Here is a 14,003-nt window from a genome sequence, read left to right on the forward strand (position 1 = left end):
CATACGGAAAGTTATTTAGAATCTTCCTTTCCTAATTATGTCTGGCGGCATCGCCGGAACCATGGTTTCTTAGATTTAACTTGGTTCCGGCTCGCCGCAGACAAACCGCCAAATGACGTAATGATGAACCCTGTTCGCCCTTTTATAAGGTGTCATTTTGGCTTTTTTCAACTTCCTCTTTGGAGCAGGTGAAGAACTCACCGCCCGACAAGAGATGAATGCATCATTCATTGACTCAATCCCGCTGGAATCTCCGTGGGCCGATAACTCACACCTCGAAACAATCACGCTTGCTGGCCTCTATGGCCTCACACCGGACACACTCCCGGTAAACCGCACGTCGGCCATGCAGATAGCGAGTATCGCCAAGGGCCGCAACCTGATTGCTACCTCCATTGCCCGTATGCCGCTGAAGGCAACCCGTAATGGATCACTGGCTACCAACCAACCTACGCTCCTTACCCAGCTCCAAACCGGGACACCAAACTTCATCACGCTCTCGTGGACTGTCGATTCGATGCTGTTCTACGGACGTGCATTCTGGCTGATCACTGACAAGTCATTTGATGGCCGTCCGCTCCACGTCAAGTACATCCCCGAGTCTCAGGTTGAGACCAAGGATGGACAGCTAGTCAAGGCATTCGGTAAGTCCGTCAGCCCTGCCGACTTCATCCGCATTGATGCCAACAATGAGGGATTCCTGGCGTACGGAGCTGGCGTCATTCGTGAGGCTCAGGAGATTGAACTTGCTGCCCGTGAGGCTGGCGCTTCCCCTGTTCCGAGCATCGTGCTCAAGCAGATGGAGGGCAACAACCTTTCACAGGAAGAGATCACCGCGCTTGTAGCCCAGTGGACCGCAGCACGCCGCAAGCGTGGCGGTTCCGTGGCCTATGCCAACAAGGCGATTGATGTTGAATCCCTTGGACAGCACGCGGAAAACCTCCTGATTGAAGGCCGCAACTATGCAGCCCTACAGGTGGCACGCGCTCTAGGTCTTCCTGCATGGGCCGTTGACGCGACTGTTGCCGGTGCATCCCTCAACTACTCGAACCAAGCAAGCCGTAACCGTGAGCTTATCGACGCTCTAACAGGCTTCATGACCTCGATTGAACAGACCCTTTCGCTCTTTCTTCCTGCTGGAACTGAGGTCAAATTCGACACTGCCGAATTGCTTAAGGGCGACACCAAGGAACGCTACGACGCTTACGCCGTAGGAATTGCTGCTGGATTCCTGACTAAGGACGAAGCACGCGCACGCGAAAACCTTGAGCCTTTGCCGGTTGAAGAACAGGTAGCCCCTGAAATCCCGGCAGAGCCTCAGCCAACTCCTGATGAGGAATCAGCCGATGAATAACATTCAAGCTTCCGGAGAGCTGCTAACAGCTTCCGTAGATGACCGCACACTAACATACCGACTTTTGCCATTTGGTGAAGCAGGATCAACCAACGTTGGAAAGGTCATTGCCTCTAAAGGCTCTGTAACCATTCCCGATGACCTCAACACCCTTGAGCTGAATGAAGAACACAACTTCCAAAATCAGATTGGCAAGTTTGTTCGTGTGGAAGAACTCGATACCCACATTGAGGCCACAGTTCGAATCGTCAACACCTCCAAAGGTAATGACGCTCTTGTCCTCGCTGCTGAAGGTCTACGTACCGGAATCAGTGTCGAAATCGCCAATCCAGTTATCAGGAACGGCCATCTAATCGCGGGAAACCTCACAGGCGCAGGACTAGTAGTCCGCCCCGCTTTCTCTAATGCACGACTAACCGCCTCAGATATGGGCGAATCAATCTCCGAAAAGGAAACCACGATGGAAACTACTTCCAACACCCCAGAGGCTACAGAAGTAGCTCCTGTTGTTCAGGCAGAGCCAATCTTTGCTTCTAACCTTCCCTCCAATGACCTAGGCGCTATGACGTTCGCCGCGTACAGCGCTGGTGACACAGGCTCCATCAACGCTGCTCTTTCTGACCTCAAGACCACCAACGATGCCGGAAAGTTCTACATCAAGGATCAGGAAGTTGGTGAACTCTGGACCGCACGTCAGACCGAGCGCAAGCTTGTCAACGCTGTTGGTGTAAAGCCGCTTACCTCCCTCATCCAGACCGGTACTAAGAAGAACCGCACGTTTGCCGTAGCCGATTGGGCCGGAAACAAGGTCGAGCTTCCTACCGCGACATTCAGCACTTCCCGCGAATCCTGGAACGCAAAGGCCAAGGCTGTAGCGGTCGATATCGCGATGGAACTAATCGAATTCGGGGGCGAAGGTGTCATCTCTGAAGCCTACGAAGAGGCTATTGACTCTTACGTAGTTCAGACTGAGGTCGAGCTTCTTACCTACCTCCTTGCCAACTCCACAGCCGTTACCGGACTTACATCCGCTATCGCTGCTATCGACAAGGCTTCCGAGACTCTCGGAAACATCGGCGCAAACATGTCGTTCATTGCCGTTGCTCCTAACGTCATGGCTGCTCTTCGCTCCATCACTTCCGCTAACGCTCCGTGGTGGCTTGCATCTCAGGGTGCTGTGAACCTCCGTGACCGCAGCATTGATCTTGGTGGCGTGACTCTTGTCTCTAACCCGAACCTTGCCAACGGAACAATCCTCGTTGGTGACAGCCGCGCTGTTGATTACCGCGAATCCAAGGACTTCAAGTTCCGCGCTCTCGATCTTCCGCGCGGTGGTGTTGACGTGAGCTTCATCAAGTTCCGCTCCCAGTACGTCACTGACAAGGGCGCAATCCTCAAGATCACCGGCGTAACCGGAGCCTAGTCATGATCACAACTCAAGAAGTTCTCGACTGGCTGGGACATACAGGACAGCCGACAGCAGACGATACGAAAGCTCTTGAGTTGGTTACCGCCGCCACTATTGGCTACGTGGATTCGCTGCCCAATATTGACCTTGATCCGTCAGGTTTTTATTGGGCAGATACCACCAAGCTTGGTGCGATCATGCTCGCGGCACGTATGTATCAAAGGCGCAATTCACCCGGTGGAGTCACAGCCATTGGTGATGTCGCTACATTCGTGCCGCGTTACGACAACGATATTGCGCGTCTCCTGAATCTTGATTCATTTACGAAGCCAATGGTGGGCTAAATGCTATTCGGAGACGCACTAGATGAAATCGTAACCGGCCTAATCAATGCGGGAATCAACGCAACGTCTGAACCTAAAAAGCTTCAGCTTCCCGGCGCAGTTGTAGAGCCGGGAACCATGACTTTCGATCTGCTTGATGGTGACAACTACTCAGCAGAGTTCAATGTCTATCTACTCACATCAAACAAGGGCACGGTCCAGTCACTCAATGACCTTCAGGACTTGCTTGCCAAATTCCGCTCTGTATTCCAAGTAGTTGAGGCGGAACCTATCTCCCTCAACATTCCGAATGTCAGCGGCCCTGATCCGGTACCGGGTCTTTTGCTCACACTTCAAGCCACTATTACAAAGGATTAGAAATGGCTGTCAACACAATCACCGTTGGTGCCGGTTCACTCACAATCGGCGCTACTACTGCTCTCGTCAACTTCTCAGGCCAGGTCACCTCTTGCCGCCTTGTTCCCTCCGTGGATCAGGGAGACTCCATCAACGTTCTTTCCGGAGAATCCGTTGCCGGTGACCGTACGGAGTCTTGGACTCTGGAAGGCACCCTTCTACAGGACTTTGGAACTGCCAACGGCACAACCGAAAAGCTCTTTGCTATGCGTGGACAGACTCACGTCTTTGAGTTCATCCCGAACACTGCCAAGGGTAAGAAAATCACCGGTTCCCTTGTAGCCGAAGCTATCGAAATTGGTGGCGACGTAAACAGCAAGCCAACATCTGACTTCTCATTTGTTGTCATCGGAGCGCCGGTTATCGCGGCTGTTTCCTAATTATGGGTGAGTTCATCGGAGTCAAGGTTGAGGGCGGTAAGCGTCTCAGAAAGACCATGAAGGCCGCAGGCGCGGACATGAAAGACCTGTCACGCCTGAACAAGGAAGCCGCAAACATTGTGGTTCCTGTAGCTAAGGCCTTGGCTCCGGTGGGCGACCCAAGAGGCGGAAGTATCCGCAACACCATTCGAGCTGGTGCCACTCAGAAGGCCGGAATCATCCGAGCTGGTAACGCAAAGATGCCCTACGGCGGAATGCTCCACTACGGCACACCCGGCGGATTCACGGACTCCCTAGGACGAGCGCACCCCCTCAAACCTCAGCCATGGATAGCCATGGCAGCAAAACAAACCGAACCCCAATGGGTCGATAACTATTTCGAAGGGCTTATGAAAGTCCTTGACGGCATTACAGGAGAGTAAAAATGGCCGCACTAATGAACTTCACAGTTACGACAACTGATGACAAGACCTATGAGGCAAAGGCCGTGATGGCGGACCTCATCCGCTATGACGTACTACGTAACCGCCTCAACTTCCCACCTCGTGAAGGCAATGAATTCCTTTTCATGGGACTGGTCACCTTCTGTGCACTTCTGCGTACGGGCCAGATTCCCGCTGAATCCAAGCCTGAGGAATTCCTCAACACCATCGCCAACCTTGAACCGGCTGATGAAGAAGATGAGGCCGAGTTTCCAGCTACAACCGGCAACTGAAGCGGTAGTAGCACTTAGCTATCACACAGGAATTCCGTTCCAGTACTTCACAGAGCTGGATGAACCCATACTCAAGCACTATTTCAAGCTCATGGAGCAAGAAGCCGAAGCATCGAGAAGGAGATGATTTAATTGGCCTCAAAAACAGCTATTCTCAGCGTCAAGATTGTCTCTGATGCTAAGGACTTTTCGTCCAAGATGGATGCCTCTGTATCCAAGCTGGACAAGTTTCAATCCGTAGCTAGCAAGCTTGCCGTTCCTGCCGCAGCCGTTGTGGCAGGTATCGGCGCTATCGCTGTCAGCGCCGGAAAGATGGCCTCTGAGGCTGAACAGAACTTTGGTGCCGTTGACGCGGTATTCAAGGATCACGCTAGCTCTGTAAAAGAGCTGGCTAAGACCTCCGCGCAGAACCTGGGACTCTCAGGCTCTGATTACGCCAAGTACTCAGCCCTCCTAGGTTCCCAGCTCAAGAACGCTGGAACCCCTCTCGATCAGCTTGCATCCAAGACTGACAAGCTCATCACCTACGGTGCTGACTTTGCTGCTCAGTTCGGTGGAACGGTTCCTGAGGCTGTGGACGCTCTGTCCTCTGCCCTGAAGGGTGAGATGGACCCAATCGAGCGCTACGGTATCAGCCTCTCTGAGACCAAGATCAAGGCTCAGATGGCCGCTGACGGAACAGACAAGCTCACTGGAGCTGCTTACGATCAGGCCAAGGCCGCAGCCATCATGACCTTGATCCAGAATCAGGGTAAGGATGCTCTTGGAGCGTTCGGACGTGAGGCAGGAACCGCAGCCGGTCAACAGGCCATTGCAACGGCCAAGTGGCAGGACGCATCAGCCGCTCTTGGTCAGGTACTTCTCCCGATCATGACTCAAGCCGCTTCCGTGCTGGCTGAAGTTGCCAAGTGGGTACAGCAGAACGCCGGAGTTGTTCAGACTCTCGCTGTGGTCATCGGCATCCTTGCCGGTGCAATCCTCGTGCTCAACGTGGCAATGGGCATCATGAACGTCATTGCAGCACTCAACCCGTTTGTGCTCATCGGTGTTGCTGTGGCCGCGCTCATTGGCTTCATTATCTACCTCGCGACTCAGACCACATTCTTTGGTGATCTGTGGGCCAACGTGTCCAAATGGGCCTCTGACGTGTGGAACAGCTTCGTCAAATTCGCAACGGACGTATTCAACAATTATTGGAACTTCCTGCGTAACACCCTACGCAACATCGGTAATTTCTTCGAATCCATCTTCCGTGGCGTCGGTAGTTTCGTAGGTGACGTCGTAAGCAACATTCAGAGTTTCTTCTCAAGCGGATTCTCATTTGTTGCTTCAATCGCACGCTCCTACATCAGCACCGTGACAGGAATTATCCAAGGCATAATTAGCGTCGTCTCATCGGTAACGAATTTCGTAGGCTCTGCTTTCAGCTCTGCCTTCTCCACAGCACAGTCTATTGTGTCCGGAGTCATTAACTTCATCATCGGTGGATTCAACAACATCACTGGTGCAATCCAAAATGTCATCGGATGGGTTTCTAACCTGTTCAACGGATTCTCCGTACCGGGATGGCTCCGTGACGTTATGAAGGTCATGGGTGTCGGTGGAACAGGATTCGAATTCACCGGAGCCTTTGCAGCAATGCCGGGTGAACTCGGTATCGGCGCGACTGGTGGCCTCACACTTGGCACCGTCCTTGGTGGTGGCCGTGGCGGGAAGACCGTAGTGAACAACTACAACGTCACTGTCAATGGCGCTGTTGATCCTGTTGCCACAGCCAAGCAGATCAAGAGCCTTCTGAACGCGGATGCCGTCCGTAACGGAAACCTCGCTGTTGGAGGTTCGCTATGGTAGCCATCCGCATCAGCTCCATGACCATTGGAGCCAGCTCATGGGCAGTCTCAGCCTCAAGTTATCCGGACACCCCAACAGTCATGTCAGGTGTTCAGATCACGTGGGGCGGTGACTCCTGCCTTGATCACCCCGAACCTACCCGCTGTGTCATGTCGCTGTGGATTCCAAGGGGCCAGGAATCGTGGATTCCTTCCCTTGGTGACCCGGTCAAGGTCGATGGTGGGGCAGGAACTCCCGTACGCCTGTTCACAGGCAAGGTGGAGGAAATCCTCATTGCCGATGACCACATGTCACATGTGCCCGGTGGGACTCGTGCCGTGGGCGGTTACAAGCTCAACGTCATGGCCTCAGACGCTCTGGCAGAAGCCGGAAAGCTCAGGCTCTCCGCTGAACCGTGGCTTTGGGAGTCTGTGTCATCCCGTACCCAAAGGATCAATGACGCATCCAGCGACTATGGAGTTCAGTTCAAGGTGGACAACTCACCTGACGCCAAGGCTGTAAGCGTAGGCCGTCGTGACGTTGACTCCCTGCCAGCTCTTGAGGCTTACCAGAAAACGGTTATGGCTATGGGCAAACCGGCCATTGCCGTTGATGGAGTGGTACAGGCAAGCCCTGACCTGAAACTTCCTAAGGTGCTTCTGTTGGACGCCGGAACCGATGACGTGAAGCCCTCCGAGATAACCGGAGTCCCTGACCTGTCAGCCGGTGCCATCGTGGATGTTCCGTTCGTGAAGTCCTCCACAACGCTCGTGAATCAGGTGAAGGTCTCCTACCGTGAAGCCCTCACCCCCGGTGGTGAAGAAATCGAATATGAGTTTGTCCGTAGTGACCAATACTCCGTCAGAAAGAACTCCCCACAGGAGCGCTCTCTGGAATCGGATATGGCATGGGCTGTCTCCGTTGGATTCACACCGGCAGGGCCATTGGTCACTAAGGCAGAGAACATCATTGCCTCTCAAGGTTCGCCTCAGTGGACGGTCAACGAAACTCTCTCGCTTGTACTGAAGAACATCACCTACACACCGGCATTCGATCTTCTCTACACAGAAGAATTCCGATTCGGTCAGCTCATCAAGATATCCGGCGCACCCGGTCTGCTCCCGCAGTTCCTCAGGGTCCGTGGCGGCTCCCTGACATTGGGCGCTGAACAGTCCCTAGAGCTGGAAGTGGAGCCGGTTGAATATTCGGCCCCTCCTGCCCTGACCCGTAATTCACTGGCTGCTGATCCTGTGGCAAGTGCTTACAAAGTTTCGCAATTCAAAACTATGACTTCTCAAGACCTCCGCGCTATTGGCGCAAGACTTTAAGGAACCAAATGGATACCTCAGGACTATATCCACAAATGCTGCCTGATACCCCGCTGTATGAAGTGGCGGATTACACGGCGGCACTCAAGACGGCGCTCTCACCGCGCTATAAGAACATCACCGGCTATGGCTCCCTGTACAAGGCGTACGGCGCTCCATTCACCGTGCCCCGCTGGGTACGTGAAGGAAAGATGATCAAGCTTGAAGGGCTTATTGGCACCACTCAGACAACCATCTCCATGAACGCAGCCCAACAGTATGACCTCTTCACCATTCCGCTTGAGCCAACTCCGGTGGATGACAAGATGTTTATGGTTCCGACAACTCCGCAGATGGGTTACTACGGAATTATTTATGTGCGCAAAACGGGAATGGTCCAATTCTGGTGCAACGGATTCACCAACGTAGCAACAACTAACTTTGCTATCGGTCTGGACAACATCACCTACTACGCCAACACATCCGGATTCACGGCGGTCTAATCATGAGCTACCTGAATCAAGCGCGTTGCGCTAAAGACCCGTTCATCCTTGACCGCGTAGCCGCATGTGCAGCATCAGCCGGAATCAAGAACGCCCCTGCATGGGCCGCAGAGAATATCTGGCTTGTCAGCAATCAGTTTGTGGCTGCTTACGAGTACGCCTTTGACACCGGAGTTGTGAACCCCGGCGCTGATCCCGCAGCCGTCACAGACGAAGCCATTCGAGCTGCTGTTTACCAGCTCATCACCTAGGAACCCGCATGACCGAACTAACCTATGGCACCGTAAAGGGCCGATTCGATGACACCGTTGCCGGTGAGACAGTAGCCATCACAGGCTCAGTTACTTTCGTGGCTGAACCTGACTACTTGCTCAGTGCCGAGACAACACCGAAGACAACCATTCTCCCGACACCTAAGACTGTGGAGCTGGTAGACGGCGCATTCACTGTCGAGCTACTGGGAACAGACAACGCTTCCTTGAATCCGCTCAAGTGGACCTACCGCGTTGTGTTTGATCTTGCCATTGCTGGCCGTCCTTACCACCGTGCACCCATCAACATCTCGGTACCTTCCGAAGTGGTCACAGACCTTGCTGACGCAACGCCTGTAGCCGCCTCTGAGGGTAACGCGGTTGTCCGTGGACTTCAGGGAGAGACTGGCCCTGTTGGCCCCGCTTCCGTGATTCCTGGACCACAAGGAATCCGTGGTTCCCGCTGGTTCTACAGTGGCGCTGGAACACCTGATTACTTCAACGTCGCTAATCCGCTTGAAGGGGATATTTTCCTTTACCCATCCAGCCGCGACTTCTTCCAGTACCAGAGTGGAACATGGGTCTACGGCGGCAACATCGGAGCCATCAAGGGCGACACAGGACCACAGGGCATCCAAGGCATCCAAGGTCTTCAGGGCATCCAAGGCGTGAAGGGTGATCCGGGAGGAATCGTGAACCCGGTACAGCTTGCCGCTGGCACCGACTGGAACACCGTGATTGTTTCCGGCATGTACTTTGCTACAGGTTCGGACATGGCCGGAATGCCCAACAGCGCTCCATCCATGGCTATCGGTGTAAACCTTATGGTGCAAGCTCGCACATCCTCTGTGGTCACTCAGATTGCTTGGACCGTCAGCAACGCACAGGGACAAATCCAGTTCCAGCGCTCACTTGTTTCCGGCACATGGGGTCCGTGGCGTGTCTTCCGCAACACTGTCATTGACCAGACGGCAGGACGCGCTATCTACATGTGGGATGAGCTGAACAACCGAAGCCAGCTCATCTACGGAGATACCGGCGTACGCAACATCAGCGACTATCTGGACACGTCCAAGTGGTCTGCTGGCATCATCAAGCTTCGCCGCTTTGGATCAGAAGTTGAGTTGCGTGGTCTGGCTCTGGACAACGTGGCCGGTGTTGTTGGAACCGTGGGCACGCTGAACGCAACTCTGCCGTATGGCTTCCGCAACGCTCACACCGTCACTGGTGTTGGCTCTGTCGGTTCATCGCTGGCAAGAGTGGTCATCGGCTTTGGTGCCACCAACGCAACGATCATCGGAGTAACCGACTCCGTTATCTGTGACTTCACGGTGAAGTGGCAGACCACGGATGCATGGCCTACTTCCCTACCCGGTGCCGCTGACGGCGGTATCCCAAACCTCTAGGAAACTAATGACTAAGAACCACCAAGGCGACTGCGTGGACGTTGATCCATTCATCCCTACCGGAGTGTGCGCCCTATGCAGCGGCACCCCGCAGGAGACGGAACCTCCCGAAGACCGCATAACCGAATAGACCCACCGGCCCTGACTACTCTCCTGTGTCAGGGCCGGTCTGTATGTTGAGGGCATGGAATTCTTATTGCCTCTCCTTGGTGGCGCTCTCGGTGCTGCCCTCATCAACGGCCTTGTGGCTGTCTACAAGCTCAAGCGCGACCGGCTGACAGAGCATGACCAATGGCTCCGAGATGCCAAGCTTGAGGCTTATTCAGAGTTCTTAGCCGCTGTCAGTCCCTTCAAAAGGTCTCGCTATTTGCGGGAGGCCGACGACGATCACTACTCCCTGATGTACAACTCCATCTACAGGTTGCAGATCGTGGGAAGCAAGGAAGTCATTGAGGCGTCAGTCAAGGCCAAGCTGAGCGTAGACCGCCTCTTCAGAAAAGAGATCGAAGCCACAGAAACTTTCGACACGATCAAGGCCCTTGCCGAGCTGATGAAGCAGGAACTGGAGAGCTTTCGAAAGTAGTAGCACCATATGAAACTGACTAATGGTATACAGTGCAGTCATTTCGCTACCTTGCCGGACATGTGGGCTGCAGCGTCAAGAAAGGGCAAAGGGTCTTGGTCGTTGGGAAGCTTCGGCTAAGGCAGTGGGAGCATGAGGGCCGCATCTACCACGTCGCGGAAATCGATGCTGAATCTGTTGGCCATGACCTCATGTGGGGCTCAGCCAACTTCACCCGCATGAACGGGACCGCTCCGGCACCCCTTGAGTCAGTCCCGGTGACGGAAGACTCAGGCAATCCGCCAGCGGCAGGCGACTGGAACGCCGCTGACAATGACGAGGACCAGGTGCCACCGGAAGATGAATCGGTGCCGGCAGGGCTGGAGGATTCGGAGGGCGACGGCGGCCTCATGGTCAACACCACAACCGGTGAACTGGTGGGTGCCGGGGCTTGAACGATCCCCCGGCATCCCGAAACCACCCTAGAGTTGGTGCATGTCCACTGCAGCCCTCGTTGAATCCATTCGTACAAGGTTGCGCGCCGCGGGCGACGCCGAGCGTGCCCGTGGCGCCCAGGCCTACATGAAGTCCGAGATGCCTTCCCGTGGCGTCAGGGTGCCGGAGGTGCGCAGGATTGTCAGCTCGGTGGCCAAGGAGTTCCCCCCATCGTCACCGGAAGAGTTGCGAACGGCAGTCCTGACTCTCTGGCGGGAAGCCGTGGTCCGGGAAGAACGCTACGCGGCCATCGACCTCACCGGCCTGCGGATGGTCAAGGGAGATCTGGGCATGCTCCCGATCTATGAGGAAATCATCCGGACCGGTGCCTGGTGGGACCTCGTAGATGGGGTATCACACCGGATCTGCGCACTTCTGTTGGCCCACCGGGACGTCATGACCCCGCTGCTGCTTCGGTGGGCCAACGATGCGGACATGTGGATCCGCAGGGCAGCCATCACGGCGCAACTGGGAGCAAAATCCACGACGGACACCGAGCTCCTGGCTCAAGTAGTCACAGCAAATCTGGCTGACAAAGAGTTCTTCATCCGGAAAGCCATCGGTTGGGCACTGCGCGAGTACAGCAAGACTGATCCCGGCTGGGTCCGCGGCTTTGTCGAAGAAAACCTTGCGGCGCTGAGCCAGTTATCCAAGAGGGAAGCAACTCGGCTACTGCCAGCATGACCTGCTGCTCAAATGACAGGACGGTGTCCGGGCTCATCCCGCTTGCGGAACAGACTCTTGGTTTTCGGATCCACAAAGATCAGGTAGACGGCGAAGAGGAGCGCGATGATCGCGGCGGCATTCCTGGCCAACGTAAGGGCGAGCCCCAGGTCTTCACTTTGCAGGTACGGGAAGACGTCCAGTTGGTCGGAGATGGCGTACACCATGAAGAACGACACGATGAAGTAGACAGCCTTGACCTGCCAGTCGTTGCGGATACCTGTAACAGCGAAGAGCGGAATCAACCACACCACGTACCAGGACTGGATCATCGGAGCTAGAATAACGATTGCAGCAAAAGCCAGCGTCAGTCGACGCATCAGGCGGTCGTAGTCGCCGCGGAAGATCTGCCAGGCAACGGCGCCAACCATGAGGACCTTGCCGGCGTCGTAAACCCACTTCGCCATGCCCCATCCGTCCAGGCCAAAGACGTTGACAATCGATGCGACAACCAAGCCGATCAGCCCCACGGGCGCGTACCAGATCCAGATGCTGCCCGGAGCGGAGAGTCCGTTGATCCAGCCGAATCCAAAGCCATTGACCAGGCTCAGGGCGTACAGCAGCCCGAAGCTGATGCCCGCGGTAAGGAACCAATACAGGAATTTTCGCGGCCAGGATGCGCCTTTGCCCGCCCAGAGGAGTCCGATGAAGGGCAGGAACACAATGGTGATGGGCTTGACGGAGATCGACAGAGTCACCAGGACGATGCCCAGAATGACCCGGCGGGTCGCGCAGTAGTAGAGGCCGGCCAGAGCGAGGCCGATCATGAGGGCATCGTTGTGTACGCTGGCGATGAAGTTGGTGAGGAACAGCGGATTGGCCGCCGTCAGCCACAGAGCACGGTGCGGATTGACTCCGTGAAGCTCCGCCAGCTTGGGTACGTACACAATGCAAAGCACAATCCCCACCAAGGCAACCAGCCGGAAAAGCATAACGCTGGCTTCCGGTTGGACATTGGTTACCCAGACGACAAACTGCTCGATCCACAAGAACAACTGCCCGTACGGGACCGGAGCTTCAGTCCACATCTTGTCGGCACCCAACTGGAAGTAATTGGGCAGGGCGGAGATACCGTTCTTGTACGGATTCATGCCCTCGACCATGAGGCGGCCTTGACCGATGTAGGCGTAAACGTCCCTGCTGAACAGCGGGACCGTGAACATCATGGGCAGACCCCAAGCCACCACTGCCTGCAGCGTGGCTTTCCGGGCTTCCAGGCCCCAAACCCGGACACGTTGGCCCAACCGCAGCCAGGCCCGCACCAACAGCATCCCGCCGATGGCCAGAAGAACGATGGAGAGCGCGACGCCTGTGCCCTCGGTCCGCATCCAGATAAAGAGCGGTAACCGCCGGAGTTCAGACACGGGCGCCAGCCAACCCACGCCCAGGGAACCGACCACCATGAACATCGAACCAATGAAACCGGCGATCAGCGGGGAACGTGCGTTATCCACCTCGCTGGTTACAGCATCCGCCGTCGGCGCTGCTGTCCCTGCCTTCTGGGCGGCGGGTACGGGCACCGTCATGTAGTCGTCATCCAATCGTTCGCCCGGTAATTTCGGGACAAAAGTTCTGCGTCTTCGGGGCTTAAGCGACAGGAAGAAACGACACTGCCGCGCTCAAAAATCGTACCATCGGAGCACTTGGAACGGCCGGAAGGATAGGCTAGGCGCGTGCCTATTACTAATGAACGCATCGTCTGGATCGACTGCGAAATGACCGGTCTTGACCTTAAGAACGACGCCTTGATCGAAGTAGCCGCCTTGGTGACGGATTCCGAGCTCAACATCCTCGGTGACGGCGTCGATGTCGTCATCAAGCCCGATGATGCCGCGCTGGAACAGATGAACGATTTTGTTCGCGACATGCATACCCGGTCCAAACTCCTGGACGAGCTCCCGTTCGGAAAGACGATGGCCGAGGCCGAAGCCCAGGTCCTGGAATACATCGAGAAATGGGTTCCGGATCCCCGCAAGGCCCCTTTGGGCGGCAACTCCGTGGGAACGGACCGCATGTTCCTGGCGCGGGACATGCCGAACATCGTGGAACACCTGCACTACCGCGTTATTGATGTCAGCACCATCAAGGAGCTTTCACGGCGTTGGTTCCCGCGCGCCTACTTCCAGTCGCCTGCAAAGCACGGGGGCCACCGCGCCCTGGGTGACATCAAGGACTCCATCGACGAGCTCCGCTACTACCGCGAGGCCGTCTTTGTTCCAGCTCCGGGCCCGGACACCGCCACGGCCCAGCGCATTTCCAAGGAGATCATCGCCAGTGCCGAAACCCTGGGATCCAGCGAGGCAGTGTGATCTGCGCCATTTTTGAAGGT

The 14,003-nt window shown here is 55.5% G+C and carries 17 protein-coding genes; 16 read left to right on the top strand and 1 reads right to left on the bottom strand.

Annotated elements, in window-relative coordinates; all coding sequences use genetic code 11:
- The first annotated feature begins 157 nt into the window (after positions 1–157).
- From FDP28_RS02625 to FDP28_RS02695, 15 genes are all read left to right on the top strand, one after another.
- Positions 158–1,354, top strand: coding sequence for a phage portal protein (locus tag FDP28_RS02625; protein WP_144659045.1), 1,197 nt, complete (start codon positions 158–160; stop codon positions 1,352–1,354).
- The gene (locus FDP28_RS02630) at positions 1,347–2,777 is read left to right on the top strand and encodes a hypothetical protein (RefSeq protein WP_144659046.1); all 1,431 of its coding nucleotides are present in this window, start codon (positions 1,347–1,349) and stop codon (positions 2,775–2,777) included. The genes FDP28_RS02625 and FDP28_RS02630 overlap by 8 nt, the downstream gene beginning before the upstream one ends.
- Before the next feature lie 2 nt (positions 2,778–2,779).
- The gene (locus FDP28_RS02635; RefSeq protein ID WP_144659047.1) at positions 2,780–3,106 is read left to right on the top strand and encodes a hypothetical protein; all 327 of its coding nucleotides are present in this window, start codon (positions 2,780–2,782) and stop codon (positions 3,104–3,106) included.
- A complete protein-coding gene (locus FDP28_RS02640) occupies positions 3,107–3,463 on the top strand; it encodes a hypothetical protein (RefSeq protein ID WP_144659048.1) in 357 nt (118 codons plus the stop codon).
- Positions 3,464–3,465: 2 nt separating this feature from the next.
- On the top strand, positions 3,466–3,882 hold the full coding sequence (locus tag FDP28_RS02645; RefSeq protein ID WP_064722256.1) for a hypothetical protein: 417 nt from the start codon (positions 3,466–3,468) through the stop codon (positions 3,880–3,882).
- Positions 3,883–3,884: 2 nt separating this feature from the next.
- Entirely contained in the window at positions 3,885–4,304 is a 420-nt protein-coding gene (locus FDP28_RS02650) for an HK97 gp10 family phage protein (protein ID WP_144659049.1), read from the top strand.
- A 14-nt stretch (positions 4,305–4,318) separates the two neighbouring features.
- A complete protein-coding gene (locus tag FDP28_RS02655; protein ID WP_144659050.1) occupies positions 4,319–4,597 on the top strand; it encodes a hypothetical protein in 279 nt (92 codons plus the stop codon).
- 132 nt (positions 4,598–4,729) lie between these two features.
- The gene (locus FDP28_RS02660) at positions 4,730–6,448 is read left to right on the top strand and encodes a phage tail protein (protein WP_144659051.1); all 1,719 of its coding nucleotides are present in this window, start codon (positions 4,730–4,732) and stop codon (positions 6,446–6,448) included.
- A 257-nt stretch (positions 6,449–6,705) separates the two neighbouring features.
- The gene (locus tag FDP28_RS02665; RefSeq protein ID WP_144659052.1) at positions 6,706–7,755 is read left to right on the top strand and encodes a hypothetical protein; all 1,050 of its coding nucleotides are present in this window, start codon (positions 6,706–6,708) and stop codon (positions 7,753–7,755) included.
- A gap of 8 nt (positions 7,756–7,763) precedes the next feature.
- Positions 7,764–8,237, top strand: a complete 474-nt coding sequence (locus FDP28_RS02670; protein WP_144659053.1) for a hypothetical protein — start codon at positions 7,764–7,766, stop codon at positions 8,235–8,237.
- A gap of 2 nt (positions 8,238–8,239) precedes the next feature.
- The gene (locus FDP28_RS02675; protein WP_144659054.1) at positions 8,240–8,488 is read left to right on the top strand and encodes a hypothetical protein; all 249 of its coding nucleotides are present in this window, start codon (positions 8,240–8,242) and stop codon (positions 8,486–8,488) included.
- A gap of 8 nt (positions 8,489–8,496) precedes the next feature.
- A complete protein-coding gene (locus tag FDP28_RS02680) occupies positions 8,497–9,894 on the top strand; it encodes a pyocin knob domain-containing protein (RefSeq protein WP_144659055.1) in 1,398 nt (465 codons plus the stop codon).
- Positions 9,895–10,078: 184 nt separating this feature from the next.
- Positions 10,079–10,477 (top strand): hypothetical protein, encoded by a 399-nt coding sequence (locus tag FDP28_RS02685; protein ID WP_144659056.1) that lies wholly within the window; start codon positions 10,079–10,081, stop codon positions 10,475–10,477.
- A 62-nt stretch (positions 10,478–10,539) separates the two neighbouring features.
- Positions 10,540–10,911, top strand: a complete 372-nt coding sequence (locus FDP28_RS02690; RefSeq protein WP_397320719.1) for a hypothetical protein — start codon at positions 10,540–10,542, stop codon at positions 10,909–10,911.
- A 40-nt stretch (positions 10,912–10,951) separates the two neighbouring features.
- Positions 10,952–11,635, top strand: coding sequence for a DNA alkylation repair protein (locus FDP28_RS02695; protein ID WP_144659058.1), 684 nt, complete (start codon positions 10,952–10,954; stop codon positions 11,633–11,635).
- Positions 11,636–11,643: 8 nt separating this feature from the next.
- Here the strand turns inward: FDP28_RS02695 and mptB are convergent, their stop codons facing one another.
- Positions 11,644–13,200, bottom strand: a complete 1,557-nt coding sequence (gene mptB, locus FDP28_RS02700; protein WP_144659059.1) for a polyprenol phosphomannose-dependent alpha 1,6 mannosyltransferase MptB — start codon at positions 13,198–13,200, stop codon at positions 11,644–11,646.
- 147 nt (positions 13,201–13,347) lie between these two features.
- Here mptB and orn point away from each other — a divergent pair, with 147 nt between their 5' ends.
- Entirely contained in the window at positions 13,348–13,983 is a 636-nt protein-coding gene (gene orn / locus FDP28_RS02705) for an oligoribonuclease (RefSeq protein ID WP_144659060.1), read from the top strand.
- Positions 13,984–14,003 lie beyond the last annotated feature (20 nt).

The organism is Paenarthrobacter nicotinovorans, assembly GCF_007670255.1.
In the GTDB taxonomy this organism is placed as follows: Bacteria; Actinomycetota; Actinomycetes; order Actinomycetales; family Micrococcaceae; genus Arthrobacter; species Arthrobacter nicotinovorans_B.

What these genes read in the sequence shown, in the direction of transcription:
- FDP28_RS02630 (WP_144659046.1), top strand. Translation starts at nt 1,347, where the DNA reads ATGAATAACATTCAAGCTTCCGGAGAGCTGCTAACAGCTTCCGTAGAT.
- FDP28_RS02635 (WP_144659047.1), top strand. Translation starts at nt 2,780, where the DNA reads ATGATCACAACTCAAGAAGTTCTCGACTGGCTGGGACATACAGGACAG.
- FDP28_RS02640 (WP_144659048.1), top strand. Translation starts at nt 3,107, where the DNA reads ATGCTATTCGGAGACGCACTAGATGAAATCGTAACCGGCCTAATCAAT.
- FDP28_RS02645 (WP_064722256.1), top strand. Translation starts at nt 3,466, where the DNA reads ATGGCTGTCAACACAATCACCGTTGGTGCCGGTTCACTCACAATCGGC.
- FDP28_RS02650 (WP_144659049.1), top strand. Translation starts at nt 3,885, where the DNA reads ATGGGTGAGTTCATCGGAGTCAAGGTTGAGGGCGGTAAGCGTCTCAGA.
- FDP28_RS02655 (WP_144659050.1), top strand. Translation starts at nt 4,319, where the DNA reads ATGAACTTCACAGTTACGACAACTGATGACAAGACCTATGAGGCAAAG.
- FDP28_RS02670 (WP_144659053.1), top strand. Translation starts at nt 7,764, where the DNA reads ATGGATACCTCAGGACTATATCCACAAATGCTGCCTGATACCCCGCTG.
- FDP28_RS02675 (WP_144659054.1), top strand. Translation starts at nt 8,240, where the DNA reads ATGAGCTACCTGAATCAAGCGCGTTGCGCTAAAGACCCGTTCATCCTT.
- FDP28_RS02680 (WP_144659055.1), top strand. Translation starts at nt 8,497, where the DNA reads ATGACCGAACTAACCTATGGCACCGTAAAGGGCCGATTCGATGACACC.
- FDP28_RS02685 (WP_144659056.1), top strand. Translation starts at nt 10,079, where the DNA reads ATGGAATTCTTATTGCCTCTCCTTGGTGGCGCTCTCGGTGCTGCCCTC.
- FDP28_RS02695 (WP_144659058.1), top strand. Translation starts at nt 10,952, where the DNA reads ATGTCCACTGCAGCCCTCGTTGAATCCATTCGTACAAGGTTGCGCGCC.
- mptB (WP_144659059.1), bottom strand. Translation starts at nt 13,200, where the DNA reads ATGACGGTGCCCGTACCCGCCGCCCAGAAGGCAGGGACAGCAGCGCCG.